The sequence below is a fragment of the Streptomyces sp. NPDC043427 genome (assembly GCF_056436655.1).
In genome coordinates, this window is sequence record NZ_JBWKCC010000002.1 from 481220 (window position 1) to 495791 (window position 14572).

Annotated in this window: 13 protein-coding genes; 6 read left to right on the top strand and 7 right to left on the bottom strand. The window is 72.3% G+C overall.

Annotated elements, in window-relative coordinates; all coding sequences use genetic code 11:
• Window positions 1-54: 54 nt before the first annotated feature.
• The 3 genes from hutH to AC067M_RS06105 form a co-directional block, all read right to left on the bottom strand.
• Complete coding sequence (hutH, locus tag AC067M_RS06095) at window positions 55-1593, bottom strand: histidine ammonia-lyase (RefSeq protein WP_478695998.1); 1539 nt, start codon at window positions 1591-1593, stop codon at window positions 55-57.
• Between the two features lie 85 nt (window positions 1594-1678).
• The gene (locus tag AC067M_RS06100; RefSeq protein ID WP_478695765.1) at window positions 1679-2821 is read right to left on the bottom strand and encodes a GGDEF domain-containing protein; all 1143 of its coding nucleotides are present in this window, start codon (window positions 2819-2821) and stop codon (window positions 1679-1681) included.
• Window positions 2822-3121: 300 nt separating this feature from the next.
• Window positions 3122-3922 (bottom strand): enoyl-CoA hydratase/isomerase family protein, encoded by an 801-nt coding sequence (locus AC067M_RS06105; RefSeq protein WP_478695766.1) that lies wholly within the window; start codon window positions 3920-3922, stop codon window positions 3122-3124.
• Between the two features lie 257 nt (window positions 3923-4179).
• Between AC067M_RS06105 and AC067M_RS06110 the strand changes: the two genes are divergently transcribed.
• A complete protein-coding gene (locus AC067M_RS06110) occupies window positions 4180-4923 on the top strand; it encodes a hypothetical protein (protein WP_478695767.1) in 744 nt (247 codons plus the stop codon).
• A gap of 21 nt (window positions 4924-4944) precedes the next feature.
• Here AC067M_RS06110 and AC067M_RS06115 read toward each other — a convergent pair whose 3' ends face one another.
• Entirely contained in the window at window positions 4945-6075 is a 1131-nt protein-coding gene (locus AC067M_RS06115; protein WP_478695768.1) for an adenylate/guanylate cyclase domain-containing protein, read from the bottom strand.
• 362 nt (window positions 6076-6437) lie between these two features.
• A complete protein-coding gene (locus AC067M_RS06120) occupies window positions 6438-7298 on the bottom strand; it encodes a biotin--[acetyl-CoA-carboxylase] ligase (RefSeq protein ID WP_478695769.1) in 861 nt (286 codons plus the stop codon).
• 110 nt (window positions 7299-7408) lie between these two features.
• Between AC067M_RS06120 and AC067M_RS06125 the strand changes: the two genes are divergently transcribed.
• From AC067M_RS06125 to AC067M_RS06140, 4 genes are all read left to right on the top strand, one after another.
• Window positions 7409-9049 carry an acyl-CoA carboxylase subunit beta gene (locus AC067M_RS06125; protein WP_478695770.1) on the top strand — a complete coding sequence of 547 codons (1641 nt, stop codon included), beginning with the start codon at window positions 7409-7411 and terminating at the stop codon, window positions 9047-9049.
• A 9-nt stretch (window positions 9050-9058) separates the two neighbouring features.
• Entirely contained in the window at window positions 9059-9268 is a 210-nt protein-coding gene (locus AC067M_RS06130; protein WP_478695771.1) for an acyl-CoA carboxylase epsilon subunit, read from the top strand.
• Between the two features lie 135 nt (window positions 9269-9403).
• Window positions 9404-9541, top strand: a complete 138-nt coding sequence (gene mmpB, locus AC067M_RS06135) for a morphogenic membrane protein MmpB (RefSeq protein ID WP_478695772.1) — start codon at window positions 9404-9406, stop codon at window positions 9539-9541.
• Between the two features lie 32 nt (window positions 9542-9573).
• The gene (locus tag AC067M_RS06140; protein WP_478695773.1) at window positions 9574-10194 is read left to right on the top strand and encodes a Maf family protein; all 621 of its coding nucleotides are present in this window, start codon (window positions 9574-9576) and stop codon (window positions 10192-10194) included.
• Here AC067M_RS06140 and AC067M_RS06145 read toward each other — a convergent pair whose 3' ends face one another.
• Window positions 10195-10674, bottom strand: coding sequence for a hypothetical protein (locus tag AC067M_RS06145; RefSeq protein ID WP_478695999.1), 480 nt, complete (start codon window positions 10672-10674; stop codon window positions 10195-10197). It abuts the gene before it with no gap.
• A gap of 389 nt (window positions 10675-11063) precedes the next feature.
• On the opposite strand from AC067M_RS06145, the gene AC067M_RS06150 reads away from it, so the two are divergent.
• Entirely contained in the window at window positions 11064-12836 is a 1773-nt protein-coding gene (locus AC067M_RS06150; protein WP_478695774.1) for an acetyl/propionyl/methylcrotonyl-CoA carboxylase subunit alpha, read from the top strand.
• Window positions 12837-13574: 738 nt separating this feature from the next.
• Here AC067M_RS06150 and AC067M_RS06155 read toward each other — a convergent pair.
• Window positions 13575-14528, bottom strand: a complete 954-nt coding sequence (locus tag AC067M_RS06155; protein ID WP_478695775.1) for a DeoR/GlpR family DNA-binding transcription regulator — start codon at window positions 14526-14528, stop codon at window positions 13575-13577.
• Window positions 14529-14572 lie beyond the last annotated feature (44 nt).

The following is a 14572-nucleotide window of genomic DNA, read 5'->3' on the forward strand; positions in this document are numbered from 1 at the left end:
GTCCGCGGACCCCGCCGTCGTGATCGACGGCGGGGTTCGCTGTGTCCGACGTGTCTACCGGAGCGGCCCGGTGACCGTCTCCACCGTCGCGACCAGGCGCCCCTCGCGCACGAAGACGTCCGCCGCCGCGAGGTCGGGAGCGAGGAACCGGTCGGGTCCGGGCCCCTGAACGCCCGCCGCGCGGACACCGTCGATGACCGCCCGGGTGGCCGGTGCCGGCGCGAGCCCCTCGCGCAGCTCGACGGCGCGGGTGGCGGCGTACAGCTCGATGGCGAGCACGCGCGTGAGGTTGTCGACGGCGGTGCGCAGCTTGCGGGCCGCGGACCAGCCCATCGAGACGTGGTCCTCCTGCATCGCCGAGGAGGGGATCGAGTCCGCGGACGCCGGTACGGCCAGCCGCTTCATCTCGCTCACCAGCGCGGCCTGCGTGTACTGGGCGATCATCAGCCCGGAGTCGACACCGGCGTCGTCCGCGAGGAACGGCGGCAGGCCGTGGCTGCGGTTCTTGTCCAGCAGCCGGTCGGTGCGCCGCTCGGCGATGGAGGCGAGGTCGGCGGCGGCGATGGCGAGGAAGTCGAGGACGTAGGCCACGGGGGCGCCGTGGAAGTTCCCGTTGGACTCCACCCGCCCGTCCGGCAGTACGACGGGATTGTCGACCGCCGACGCCAGCTCGCGCTCGGCGACAATGCGGGCGTGCGCGAGGGTGTCACGTCCGGCACCGGCGACCTGCGGGGCGCACCGCACCGAGTAGGCGTCCTGGACGCGCGGGGCGTCGTCCTGGTGGTGCCCGGTCAGGCTCGACCCCTTCAGCACGGCCAGCATGTTGGCCGCGGACGCCCCCTGCCCCGGGTGCGGGCGGATGGCGTGCAGCTCGGGCGCGAGGACCTTGTCGGTGCCGAGGAGGGCCTCCAGGCTGAGGGCCGCGGTGACGTCGGCGGACTTGTACAGCGTCTCAAGGTCGGCGAGGGCCATGACCAGCATGCCGAGCATGCCGTCGGTGCCGTTGAGGAGGGCGAGGCCCTCCTTCTCGCGCAGTTCCACGGGGGCGATGCCGTGCTCGGCGAGGAGCTCCCCGGCAGGCCGTACGACGCCGTCCGGGCCCTCGGCGTCCCCTTCCCCCATGAGCGCGAGGGCGCAGTGGGACAGCGGGGCCAGGTCGCCGGAGCAGCCGAGGGAGCCGTACTCGTGGACGACCGGTGTGATCCCCGCGTTGAGCAGGTCGGCCATGGTCTGCGCGACCTCGGGGCGGACACCGGTGTGCCCGGAGCAGACGGTCTTCAGCCGCAGGAACATCAGCGCCCGGACGACCTCCCGTTCCACCCGGGGCCCCATGCCGGCGGCGTGCGAGCGGACGATGTTGCGCTGCAGCTGAGCGCGCAGCTCCTGGCTGATGTGCCGGGTCGCCAGGGCGCCGAAGCCGGTGCTCACGCCGTAGACGGGGTCCGGCTTGGCCGCCAGCTGGTCCACGATCGCGCGGGCCGCGGCGAGGGCCGCCACCGCCTCCCCGGAGAGCTCGACCCGGGCGCCGCCGCGCGCCACGGCGAGCACGTCGGACGCGGTCACGCCGGACGTCCCCACCACCACAGTGTGCATATCCATATTCAGGAGCGTACGCAGTGAATTCGAAGATGTCACCAGTGGGTGGCCCGTTCGCCCCTTACCTCACGCCGTACGGGCATCATGGGCGCCCTCGGAAGCGGCGGCGCTCGGCGCCCGGCTCCGGGGACGGCTCGTCGGCCAGGCGTACGACGGGGTCGTCGGGCCCCGCCCGGCCGGCGACAACCGGCCTGTCCGCCCGTACGGCCTTCGCCCGGTACTGCGCCGCGTCGGCGAGCCGGAAGAGACGGCGGGCGTCGTGCACCACGCCGATGGGGTCCTCGGTGGAGGCGACACCGCAGGCCACGCCGTCGCCGAGCTCCAGCTCGGCGGCGCGCCGGCACAGTTCCTCGGCCACCTTCACCACGTCGTCGGCGGGCGCGCCGACCGCGAGCAGACAGAACTCGTCACCGCCGAGACGGGCCGCGAGCGCGCCCGGCAGCATCGCCCCGCACAGCGACAGCACCGACCCGAACCGCTCCAGGAGCCGGTCGCCCACGGCGTGTCCCTGGGTGTCGTTGACGCGCTTGAGCCCGTTCACGTCACACACGACGAGGCTGACGACAGCGCCCTGCCCGCGGTGGTGTTCCAGCGCCTCGTCCAGGCGTACGTCGACGGCGCGGCGGTTGGCGAGACCGGTGAGCGCGTCGGTGAAGGCGAGGCGGCGGGCCTCCTCCAACCGCTCGGTCTGCGCGAGCCCGGCGGCGACGACCGAGCCGAGGACGGTGGCGAAGTCGGCGTCGGCGCGGTCGAAGACGGGGGTGCCGGTGGAGCGGGCGACATACAGCTCGCCCCAGGCGCGGCCGTGCAGGACGATCGGGGCGACGACGCAGGAGCCGCGGCCCCGGCGGCGCAGAGCGGCTACGCGTTGGTGGCAGTAGCCGGGCTGGCCCGCGGCGGGTCCGTCGGCGGTCTCGACCCAGGCGTTGGGCTCACCGCCGCCCGCCCAGCGCTCGTGCAGGAACTCGGTGATCTCGGGAAACTGGTGCACGGGATAGGCCTCGCCCTCGGGGAACTCCTCCTCCCCCGAGGCCCGGTCCCCCACGTTCACCAGGACCCTCAGCCGCCCCAGCTCCCGCTCCCACACCGACAGCGCGGCAAAGCTCCCGGCAAGCGCCCTGCACGCCCCGAGCGCTGCGGCCCGCCACGACTCCCGCGGACTGTGCGCAGCGGCCATCCCCTGCGCCAACGCCACCACCGCCGCGAGCCGTCTGTCCTCACCCATCACTCCAGGCTAGGTATATTCCGCCTGAAAGGGGACGCGAGTGCGGCCGCACGGGGCGAAGCGAGGGATCGCCACGCAGCTGCGGACAGTCATGCCGCTGGCGCCCGCCCCGGCCGCGGACAGCCGCCCCCCAGCTGCGGGCAGTCGTGCCGCTGGGGCGGCACGGGTGGGCGCAGCAGCACCCCGCAGCGCCGGGCTGCGCGACCCACCCCTCGCCCCGCACCAACACCGGCCCACCGACCAGCACAGGCCCACCCCCGCCCCGCACCAACGCCGGCCCACCGACCAGCACAGGCGCACCTACTCCCCAGGCCACAAAGGCTTCCGCTTCTCGTTGAACGCCGCCACCCCCTCCGCCCGGTCCCCCGAAAACGCCACCGCCCGCCACGCCGCGTCCTCGACCTCCAACCCGGCCCGCAGATCCAACCCCTGCCCAAGCCGCAACGCCCGCTTCGCCGCCCGCAACCCCACCGGCGAGTTCCCCCCGATCCGGGACGCCATGGCCAGCGCCTCCTCCCGGTCCCGCCCCTCCTCCACCAGCACATCCACGAGCCCCAGCTCCCGCGCCTCCTCCGCCTCCACCCGCCGCGCCGTGAAGATCAGTTCCGCCGCCCGAGCCGCCCCGACCCGCCGAGGCAGCAGCTGCGTACCGCCCCCACCGGGGATGACGCCCACGGACACCTCGGGCAGCCCCACCACCGCCGTACGGTCGGCCACGATCACGTCGCACGCCAGCGCCAGCTCGAACCCCCCACCCAGTGCGAACCCGTGCACCGCCGCGACCGTAGGCACGGGAACCTCCAGCACCCCGGTGTACGCCCCCCGCGCCACCGGCCGCTGCCGCAACAGCTCGGCGTCGCTGAACGAGTTGCGCTCCTTCAGATCCGCCCCGACACAGAACGCCCGCTCGTGGGTCGACGTCAGCACAACGACCCGTACGTCCCGGTCCTCCCCCAGCGCCGCACACGCCCCGGCGATGGACCGGGCCATCTCGCTGGAGACGGCGTTCATGGCCTTGGGCCGGTCGAGGGCGAGCTCCGCCACATGCCCGTTCCCGTGCCGCCGCACCAGGACGAACTCCCCGAACCGCTCCTCACTCATGACACCCTCCCGGTTAACGACGGTTAACAACTTCGACTCGCCCGATCATCGCAGCCCGGCCCCGCCGGGGAAAGAGCGGCACCCACGCCTCCGGGGAAAGACCGACACGCGCCGCCGGTTCCCCCGTCACCGCCCGCCAACCCGTTCGAGTGACATCCCGCCCATCTCCCACCGCACCCCCCACGGGAGCGCATAACGTGCGCTCCGCAACGGCGCAGGGGGCGCGAGCGCCTCGGGGAGGGATCAGAGGGATCACGATGACGCACACCAAGGAGCACGACAGGTACGCCTTGGACGACCTGGACGGCGACGCAGTCCAAGGCTTCAAGGGGGACAGGGACCGAGGCTCGTGGGTCCCCCGTGTCCGAGGCCGTCACCGCCGCCCCCGCCCCCGCAAGGCCCTCCTCGCCCTCGGCGGCCTCGCCCTCGCCGCCGGCGTACTGGGCCTCGTCCGCGTCACACCCGACCCGGGCGTCGTCGGCCTCGGCACGACGGAAGCGGAGCCCCGCCCGGACCCGGACACCGACACGGCAGCGGAAACCGACACCGACCGGTCGACCAACGCGGCCGCCACCGTCCCGGCCGCTCCCGAGGCGAGCGCCTCCGCGGCCTCCGCGATGGGCGGAACCGACGCCGCACCGCCCCCGGCAGCGAGCCAAGCACTCACCCCGTACGGAACGCAGGGCACCCACGGCACACAAGGAACAGACGGATCAGACGGATCACAGGGATCAGGCGGAACGTACGGAGGTTCCTCACCGCCCCCGGGACCGGCCCTCGCCCCCGGCGCGCCCGCAGCCCCCGCGCCCGCCACGCCCCCTGAGCCGACAGCCCCGCGGAACACTGCGACCGCGCAGCCCGCGCCCGCACCGCCCCGGACCACCAACCCCGCCCCACCCGCCGCGCCCCAGCCGAGCGAGCCGGAGCGGCCGAGCAGCGGCGACGTCTGCGTCCCGGTCATCGGCCTGTGCCTGAACCCGTTGAAGGCGACCGTCCACTGAACGGACGCCCGGGCGTCCGGGCTACGCGCTCCCGTCGGACCTGCGCCGCAGCAGCCAGGGCTCGACCACGCCGAGCCCACGCACCGGCCGCTGCCAGGTCGGCTGGAGCGCGAAGCGGTACGTCGGCGGCTCCTCGCCCTCCTTCTCGGCGGCAGCCGCCTCCTCCGCGGCGGCGGCCTCCGAGGCCGGCGCCTCCCTCGTACGCATCAGCTCCTCGGCGAAGGCGCTGTCGACGAGGACGGCGTCGCGTGGAGCTATCGACGTCAAGCGCGAGGCGAGATTCACCGTCGTTCCGAAGACATCGCCCATCCGGGTGGTCACCGTGCCGAACGCCATGCCGACGCGGAGCTCCGGCATCGTGTCGTCGTTGGCCATCGTCTCGATGAGCCGCAGCCCGATCTCGGCGGCTATCCCGGAGTCGTCGGCGGCGTACAGCACCTCGTCGCCGAGCGTCTTGATGAGCCGTCCGCCGTGCGCGGCGACCAGGTCGGCGGCCGTCGTCTCGAACGCCTCGACGAGTTCGCCGAGCTCCTCCTCCTCCATCCGGCGGGTCAGCCGCGTGAACCCGACGAGGTCGGCGAAGCCGACGGCGAGGCGCCGGTCGACCATCTCCTCGTCGTCGGCGGCCTGCACGACCCGCCCGGCCGAGGCGGCGAGCTGACGGCGCCAGACATAGACGAGGAACTCCTCCAGCTCCGGCAGCAGCAGCTCGACGATGGGATACGTGACCTCGGTGCGGGTCATGCCGGGCTCGGGCGGCTCGGTCAGCCCCTCCAGGAAGGAATCGATCTGCCACTCCGCCAAGCGGGCGGTGGTCTGCCCTGTCGACCGCGCCACCTGCACGGCCATCGCCTCACTGAGCAGCCCTGCCTCGACGAGACCGGAGAGGCGGCGCAGGGCGAGTACGTCGGCCTCGGTGAGGGCCCTGGCCTGGCCGATGTCGGCGAAGCCCATGGCACGCCAGAAGCGGGTGGCCAGTTCCACGGAGACGCCGGCGCTGCGGGCCGCCTGGAAAGGGGTGTAGCGCCGCTCCGCGCCCAGGATGAGCTGTTCGAGGCGGAGCGCGAGGGGATCCTCGTCGTTCTCGGTGCTCTCGGTGCCGTCGGGCGCTGGGTTCTGACCCATGCCGGAGCCCGTGTCGTCGACGGTCACGCCTGCTGCCCTTCCGATCTGCCGCGGTCAGGTATCGACCGGCCTCAACTCTACGGCAGGTGTGCCGCAGCTCACTCCGTCAGGTCCAGCCGAAGGTCCGGTCCCGCCCACTGTCAGCTCGCCCAGCGCGGTTGCCGGCCCTGGGGGCTGCCGCCCTCCAGCCCCCGCCTCGGCCCTGAACGGGCCTCGTCCTCAATCGCCGGACGGGCTCGGATCGCCTGAACCGGCGCCGCCACCCTCAGCCCCGGCTCCCACGTAGCTGCGGGCAGTCGTGCCGCTGGGGCGCCACGGGTGGGCGCGGCGGCACCCCGCAGCGCCGGGCTGCGCGACCCACCCGCCCCAGCCACAGCACCGGGCACCCGTCACGCCGGCCGAAGGTGCACGATGTCCCCCGCCCCCACCGGCTCCTGTACCCCGTCCTCCGTGGCGATCACGAGCCTGCCGTCACCGTCCACGGCCACCGCCTCCCCCACCAGCGCCCGCTCCCCGGGCAACTCCGCCCGTACGACCCGCCCCAGCGTCGAGCACCCCGCCGCGTACGTGTCCTGGAGCCCACTCACCCCCGGATCGCCCCCGGCCGCCCGCCACCGCCCGTACCAGTCCTCCAGGGACCTCAGGACGGCACGCAGCAGCGGATCCCGGTCCGTGTTCACCGCCCCGGCGAGCACCAGCGACCCCGCCTGCGGCACCGGCAGCTCCTCCGCGCGGAGGGTGACGTTGATGCCGACGCCGATGACGACGCCGTCGTCGCCGGCGCGCTCCGCGAGGATGCCGCCGGCCTTCCGCTCCTCACTCCCGACATTCACCAGCAGGTCGTTAGGCCATTTGAGTGAAGTGTCGACGCCCGCCGCCCGCGACAGCCCCGTGGCGACGGCGACTCCGGTGAGCAGCGGCAGCCAGCCCCAGCGGGCCACCGGCACCTCGGTGGGCCGGAGCAGCACGGAGAAGAACAGGCCCGAACGCGCCGGTGCGGTCCACTGCCGATCCAGCCTGCCTCGCCCCGCCGTCTGCTCCTCGGCGACGAGCACCGCGCCCTCCGCGGCCTTGCCCTGGTCCGCCAGGGCCACCAGGTCGGCGTTGGTGGATCCGGTGCGCCGCACCACCTCCACCTCCGACCACAGGCCCCCCTCCCGCACCAGTCCCCGCCGCAGTGCCACGGCGTTGAGGGGCGGACGGTCCAGGTCGGACCAGCGGTTGTCGTCTGAAGCATCTCGCGGCGTCATGCAAGCAACCCTAGGTGTGGCAAACGCCGCACTGCCGATTGATGGGGCCGCCACTACTCTACGGATGAGTAACCGTCCCCCCTTTTGAGCAGGCAGGGAGCCACATCCCGATGTCCGAGCCGGAAGAGCGTCACGAGATCCACGAGACCCAAGGGATCCAAGGGATCGACATCCACACGACCGCGGGCAAGCTCGCGGATCTCCAGCGCCGCATCGATGAAGCGACGCACGCCGGCTCCGCACGCGCCGTCGAGAAGCAGCACGCCAAGGGCAAGTTGACGGCCCGCGAGCGCATCGAGCTCCTGCTCGACGAGAGCTCCTTCGTCGAGCTGGACGAGTTCGCCCGGCACCGGTCCACCAACTTCGGCCTGGAGAAGAACCGGCCGTACGGGGACGGCGTCGTCACCGGGTACGGCACCGTCGACGGCCGCCCGGTGGCGGTCTTCTCCCAGGACTTCACCGTCTTCGGCGGCGCCCTCGGCGAGGTGTACGGCCAGAAGATCGTCAAGGTGATGGACTTCGCGCTGAAGACCGGCTGCCCGGTCATCGGCATCAACGACTCCGGCGGTGCCCGCATCCAGGAGGGCGTCGCCTCCCTCGGCGCGTACGGCGAGATCTTCCGCCGCAACACCCACGCGTCAGGGGTCATCCCGCAGATCAGCCTGGTCGTCGGCCCGTGCGCGGGGGGCGCGGTCTACTCCCCCGCCATCACCGACTTCACCGTCATGGTCGACCAGACCTCGCACATGTTCATCACCGGCCCGGACGTCATCAAGACGGTCACCGGCGAGGACGTCGGCTTCGAGGAGCTGGGCGGCGCCCGCACCCACAACTCCGCCTCGGGCGTGGCGCACCACATGGCCGGGGACGAGAAGGACGCCATCGAGTACGTCAAGCAGTTGCTGTCGTACCTGCCGTCGAACAACCTCTCCGAAGCCCCGGTCTTCCCGGAGGAGGCGGACCTCTCCCTCACCGACGAGGACCGCGAGCTGGACACGCTGGTCCCGGACAGCGCGAACCAGCCGTACGACATGCACACGGTGATCGAGCACATCCTGGACGACGCCGAGTTCTTCGAGACGCAGCCGCTGTTCGCGCCGAACATCCTCACCGGCTTCGGCCGGGTCGAGGGGCACCCGGTGGGCATCGTCGCCAACCAGCCCATGCAGTTCGCCGGCTGCCTCGACATCCAGGCGAGCGAGAAGGCCGCCCGGTTCGTGCGCACCTGCGACGCGTTCAACGTCCCCGTCATCACCTTCGTCGACGTCCCCGGCTTCCTGCCCGGCGTCGACCAGGAGCACGACGGCATCATCCGCCGCGGCGCCAAGCTGATCTACGCCTACGCCGAGGCCACCGTCCCGCTGATCACCGTGATCACCCGCAAGGCGTTCGGCGGCGCGTACGACGTCATGGGCTCCAAGCACCTCGGCGCCGACCTCAACCTGGCCTGGCCCACCGCGCAGATCGCGGTGATGGGTGCCCAGGGCGCGGTCAACATCCTGCATCGTCGGACCATCGCCGAGGCCGAGGCGAGCGGTGAGACCGCCGAAAGCGCTGAGGCGGTCCGGGCTCGGCTCATCCGGGAGTACGAGGACACCCTGCTCAACCCGTACGTCGCCGCCGAGCGCGGCTACATCGACGCGGTGATCATGCCGTCCGACACCCGCCACCACGTCGTACGCGGGCTGCGCCAGCTGCGTACGAAGCGGGAATCCCTGCCTCCGAAGAAGCACGGCAACATCCCCCTGTAAGGAGACGCTGTGACGATCAAGGTCATACGGGGCAACCCGACCCCTGAGGAGCTGGCCGCCGCACTGGCGGTGGTCCGGGCCCGCGCCGCGGCGGCGGCAGCAACGCCGAGCGGCGCGGAGGGCCCGAGGGCCGCGTGGTCCGACCCGTCGAGGATCGCGGGCCACCGCCTGCCCCAGCCCGGGCAGGCGTCATGGGCCCGCACCTACTGGCCCGGCTAGGGGCCCTTAGCGGCGCCGGCCGGGCCCCGGGACACCCAGGGGTGCGAGGAACCGCGCACAGCGGAACAACAAGGGGCGCCAATTTGAGTACGCCTACTCAGGCGCCCCCCACCGGCCAAGCCCCACGCTGGAGGCATGCTGTGGTCCGACCCCGAGAACGAGCCGCCCAAAGAACTGCGTGACACGCAGGAGATGTTGCGGCGGCTGGGGCTTCTCATGGCGCTGGCGATGGTGCTCGCGATGATCGTCATCGGTGTGAGCGGCGGGAGATGAGCCCGGCCGGGCGACCCGGATACGCTGACCGCATGACTGATCAGCCGCGCCGCCGACTCGTCCTCGCCTCCCAGTCACCCGCCCGGCTCGGTCTGCTGCGCCAGGCCGGCCTGGCCCCCGAGGTGATCGTGAGCGGCGTCGACGAGGACGCCGTCACCGCCCCCACCCCCGCCGAACTGGCCCTCGCCCTCGCCGAGGCGAAGGCCTCCGTCGTCGCCGCGAAGCCCGAGGTCAAGGGCGCCCTGGTGATCGGCTGCGACTCGGTGCTCGACCTGGACGGCGAGGCCCTCGGCAAACCGGCCGACGCCGAGGAGGCGACGGCCAGGTGGAAGTCGATGCGCGGCCGCGCGGGCACCCTCCAGACCGGCCACTGCGTCTACGACACCGCGACCGGCCGCTACACCTCGGCCACCGCCTCCACCGTCGTCCACTTCGGCGAACCGACGGACGAGGAGATCGCCGCGTACGTCGCCTCGGGCGAACCCCTCTACGTCGCCGGCGCCTTCACCCTCGACGGCCGCTCGGCCCCGTTCATCGACCGCATCGACGGCGACCACGGCAACGTGATCGGCATCAGCCTGCCCCTGGTGCGGCGACTGCTGGCGGACCTGGGCGTGGGCATCACCGACTTGTGGACGCCCCGGGAGAGCTGATCAGTACGCGCTGGGCGCCGGCGGGGGCGTGAGCGGGGAGCCGCCGTCGCCGCCCGGGGCGTCCTTGGGCTCCTCGGCGGCGGTCCGGGGCAGACGGTCGTACGTCATCAGCAGCAGCACGATGAGCGCCAGTACGACCGTCATGAACAGGAACTGGACCCAGCCCAGGAGGCCCCACGCGAACGCGCCGAGGAGGCCGTGCACCACGGCCGCGCTGATCAGGAGGATGCGGCCGACGCCGGCCGGGGGGCGGTTGCGCAGGGCGACCAGGAGCGCCACCAGGCCGCAGAAGGCGAAGTAGAGCCCGAAGACGATCCCGCCGATCTTCGACGACGTGGACATCACGTCCGGATCGAGGCCGGCCAGCGACATGTCCTGCCGGTCGACGACCATCCCGAGGAACCAGTTCACCGCCGCGACACCGAACGCCTCGGCGAAGAGAACGACGGCCACCACCCACGCCACCGGCCTGCGTACCACCGGTCCACCCACTTCCGAGCTGTAGAGCCATTCGAGCGTTCTTAGAGCGAGCCTGCCGCTGCCTCACGTACGTTCGGGACATCGCGAACGCTACTAACGGGTAAACCGCGGGACAAGGGTTCTGCGGCGGGCAAAGAATCGTTGGGCCATTCGTAGGGACTCCACAAAGAAACCGAGTGGCCCGCAGCACGCCTTCACAGAGACCTTGACCACACAAGACGGCTAGGGTTTCCGGGAGGAGTCCTGCGTACCGAGGTGCGACATGGGATTTCGCGGGTCGAGCGAGCCTCGTATCACGCTCCGTGTGGGCAAGCTCACCACTGGGGACGGGTCGAAGTGCCGTGTCGGCTGTCCCTAAACTCGGCTTGTTTCAAGGAGGGAGCCTCATCGTGCGCAAGGTGCTCATCGCCAACCGTGGCGAAATCGCTGTCCGCGTGGCCCGGGCCTGCCGGGATGCCGGCATCGCGAGCGTGGCCGTCTACGCCGACCCGGACCGGGACGCTCTGCATGTCCGCGCTGCGGATGAGGCGTTCGCCCTGGGCGGTGACACGCCGGGCACCAGCTACTTGGACATCGAGAAGGTGCTGAACGCCGCGCGTGAGTCCGGCGCGGACGCCATCCATCCGGGCTACGGCTTCCTGTCCGAGAACGCCGAGTTCGCGCAGGCGGTCCTGGACGCCGGGCTGATCTGGATCGGCCCGCCGCCGCAGGCCATCCGCGACCTCGGCGACAAGGTGGCTGCCCGTCACATCGCCCAGCGCGCGGGCGCGCCGCTCGTCGCGGGCACGCCGGACCCGGTGTCGGGTGCGGAGGAGGTCGTGGCCTTCGCGGAGGAGCACGGCCTGCCGATCGCCATCAAGGCGGCCTTCGGCGGTGGCGGTCGCGGTCTGAAGGTGGCCCGGACGCTGGAAGAAGTTCCCGAGCTGTACGACTCCGCGGTGCGCGAGGCCGTCGCGGCCTTCGGCCGGGGCGAGTGCTTCGTAGAGCGCTACCTGGACAAGCCGCGCCACGTCGAGACGCAGTGCCTCGCCGACAGCCACGGCAACGTGGTCGTGGTCTCCACCCGTGACTGCTCCCTCCAGCGCCGCCACCAGAAGCTGGTCGAGGAGGCGCCCGCGCCGTTCCTGTCCGACGAGCAGGTCGCCGAGCTGTACTCCTCCTCGAAGGCCATCCTGAAGGAGGCTGGCTACGTCGGCGCCGGCACGGTGGAGTTCCTCGTCGGCAACGACGGCACGATCTCCTTCCTCGAGGTCAACACCCGTCTCCAGGTGGAGCACCCGGTCACCGAGGAGGTCTCCGGCATCGACCTGGTGCGGGAGATGTTCCGCATCGCCGACGGCGAGGAGCTCGGCTACGACGACCCGCCGCTGCGCGGTCACTCGTTCGAGTTCCGCATCAACGGCGAGGACCCGGGCCGCAACTTCCTCCCCGCCCCCGGCACCGTCACCACCTTCAACGGCCCGTCCGGCCCGGGCGTCCGCCTGGACGCGGGCGTGGAGTCCGGCTCGGTCATCGGCCCGGCGTGGGACTCCCTGCTGGCCAAGCTGATCGTCACCGGCGCGACCCGTGAGCAGGCGCTGCAGCGGGCCGCCCGCGCCCTGGAGGAGTTCCAGGTCGAGGGCATGGCGACGGCCATCCCGTTCCACCGCGCGGTGGTCAAGGACCCGGCGTTCGCCCCCGAGCTCACCGGCTCCGAGGCACCCTTCACGGTCCACACCCGCTGGATCGAGACCGAGTTCGTCAACGAGATCAAGCCCTTCGCCGCGCCGGCCGACGCCGAGGCGGACGAGGAGTCGGGCCGTGAGACGGTCGTCGTCGAGGTCGGCGGCAAGCGCCTCGAGGTCTCCCTTCCCGCGTCCCTGGGCATGACCCTCGCCCGCACGGGTCTCGCGGCCGGCGCCAAGCCCAAGCGCCGCGCGGCCAAGAAGTCCGGTCCCGTCGCCTCCGGCGACACCCTCGCCTCCCCGATGCAGGGCACCATCGTCAAGATCGCCGTCGAGGAGGGCCAGGAGGTCAAGGAAGGCGACCTCGTCGTCGTCCTCGAAGCGATGAAGATGGAACAGCCCCTCAACGCCCACAAGTCCGGCACGATCAAGGGCCTGAGCGCGGACGTCGGCGCGTCGATCACCTCCGGCGCGGCGATCTGCGAAATCAAGGACTGACCCGCACACGTGCGAAGCGCCCGGCGCCCTGAACCCAGGGCCCGGGCGCTTCGTTCTGCCTGCTCCGCTCCGGGCGGGGCCCGCTGTCCGGGAAGGCCGTCACATGAGGGGCGTCAACCGGAGTCGAGGGAGGCGGGCCCTCCCGGGCCTCTACGGATCTCGGGAACACACCCAGGCGGCCGCGGGACCCCAAGCCGGGCCGGGCGCTCGCGCGCCAGGCTCCGACGGAAGTCGCGCTCTGCCCCGCGGCCCCCTGGCAGACCCCCGCAGGCATCGCCACCCAGAAGGCCGTAGCCCCAGTCCAGCCGCCGCCTGCCTCACAACCGACCCGGCGGCGAGGCCAACGCAGCCCTCACAAAGCCGGCCCGAACGGGCACGAACGGACTCAGGCCGACGCGCAACACGGGGCCCCGCGAGGTGCGCCTCTGTGTAGGGCCCCCGGTGGGGAGGCCCTGCGCCGGGTCACTGCTGCAAGCAGCCGCCCGACAGGCGGCGGCACAGCGGCGGGGTGCCCTCAGGCCCCCCGAACCGCTGTCGACCCACCCACCCAGCCAGGCAGCCAGCCGTGGGCCATACGCTACGACGCCCCCGATCCGCCTCTTCAGCACCGCCGCCGGAGTGGGAGCAGCGCCTGCATGGACGGCAACTGGACTGCCGACGGCAACTGAGTCGGCGGGGCCGACTCGGTTGGTGCCCCCGGCCCCGTTGCCGGGAGTTCGCGGCTCTCACCCGGAGAGCTCACCGGCGGCGGAGGTCCGCGACCCGGTGGCGGTCGGTGGGCTGGTCGCCGAGGGATGTGGCTGCGCGCAGGCCCGCGCCGGGGAGTTGGCCGCGGCGGGGGGACGGGAGGGGGACGTCACGGCGGGAGCGGGGCGGGGCCGGGTCGGCGCCCGTGTTTCCCGGGCCTCCGGACGCGCCGGCGACGGCGATCTGGACCCCCTGGTCCGCGAGAGCCTGAAGCTCCGTGGCCGCCCGGTCGTCGTGGACGGGAGGCTCGTCGGTGACCAGGCGGGTGATCAGGTCGGTGGGGACCGTCTGGAACATGGTGTCCGTGCCCAGCTTGGTGTGGTCCGCCAGGACCACGACCTCCGCGGCGGCCTGGACGAGCGCACGGTCGACGGACGCCGACAGCATGTTGGATGTGGACAGACCCCGCTCGGCGGTCAGCCCGCTCCCGGAGAGGAAGGCCCGGGAGACCCGCAGCCCCTGGAGGGACTGCTCGGCACCGGAGCCCACCAGCGCGTAGTTGGAGCCGCGCAGGGTGCCCCCGGTCATCACGACTTCGACGCGGTTGGCGTGGGCCAACGCCTGCGCCACCAACAGCGAGTTGGTGACGACGGTCAGACCGGGCACGCGGGCGAGTCTGCGGGCCAGCTCCTGGGTGGTCGTACCCGCCCCGACCACGATGGCCTCGCCTTCTTCCACGAAGTTGGCGGCGAGGTCGGCGATGGCCGTCTTCTCGGCGGTCGCGAGATGGGATTTTTGCGGAAAGCCGGACTCCCGCGTGAAACCGCCCGGCAGTACCGCACCGCCATGCCGGCGGTCGAGGAGTCCTTCTGCCTCCAGTGCCCGCACGTCCCGCCGTACGGTCACTTCGGAGGTCTGGACGACGCGGGCGAGCTCACGGAGCGACACGGCCCCGTTCGCTCGCACCATTTCGAGGATCAATTGGCGACGTTCAGCAGCGAACACGAAACTGACAGTAACCCCAGCGACCGTCTGCTTTCAGCAGTTTG

Excerpts from the sequence above, each read along its gene's own strand:
- AC067M_RS06120 (WP_478695769.1), bottom strand. The coding sequence starts at position 7,298 with ATGACGCCGCGAGATGCTTCAGACGACAACCGCTGGTCCGACCTGGAC.
- AC067M_RS06100 (WP_478695765.1), bottom strand. The coding sequence starts at position 2,821 with ATGGGTGAGGACAGACGGCTCGCGGCGGTGGTGGCGTTGGCGCAGGGG.
- hutH (WP_478695998.1), bottom strand. The coding sequence starts at position 1,593 with ATGCACACTGTGGTGGTGGGGACGTCCGGCGTGACCGCGTCCGACGTG.
- mmpB (WP_478695772.1), top strand. The coding sequence starts at position 9,404 with ATGCTGTGGTCCGACCCCGAGAACGAGCCGCCCAAAGAACTGCGTGAC.
- AC067M_RS06140 (WP_478695773.1), top strand. The coding sequence starts at position 9,574 with ATGACTGATCAGCCGCGCCGCCGACTCGTCCTCGCCTCCCAGTCACCC.
- AC067M_RS06125 (WP_478695770.1), top strand. The coding sequence starts at position 7,409 with ATGTCCGAGCCGGAAGAGCGTCACGAGATCCACGAGACCCAAGGGATC.
- AC067M_RS06105 (WP_478695766.1), bottom strand. The coding sequence starts at position 3,922 with ATGAGTGAGGAGCGGTTCGGGGAGTTCGTCCTGGTGCGGCGGCACGGG.
- AC067M_RS06110 (WP_478695767.1), top strand. The coding sequence starts at position 4,180 with ATGACGCACACCAAGGAGCACGACAGGTACGCCTTGGACGACCTGGAC.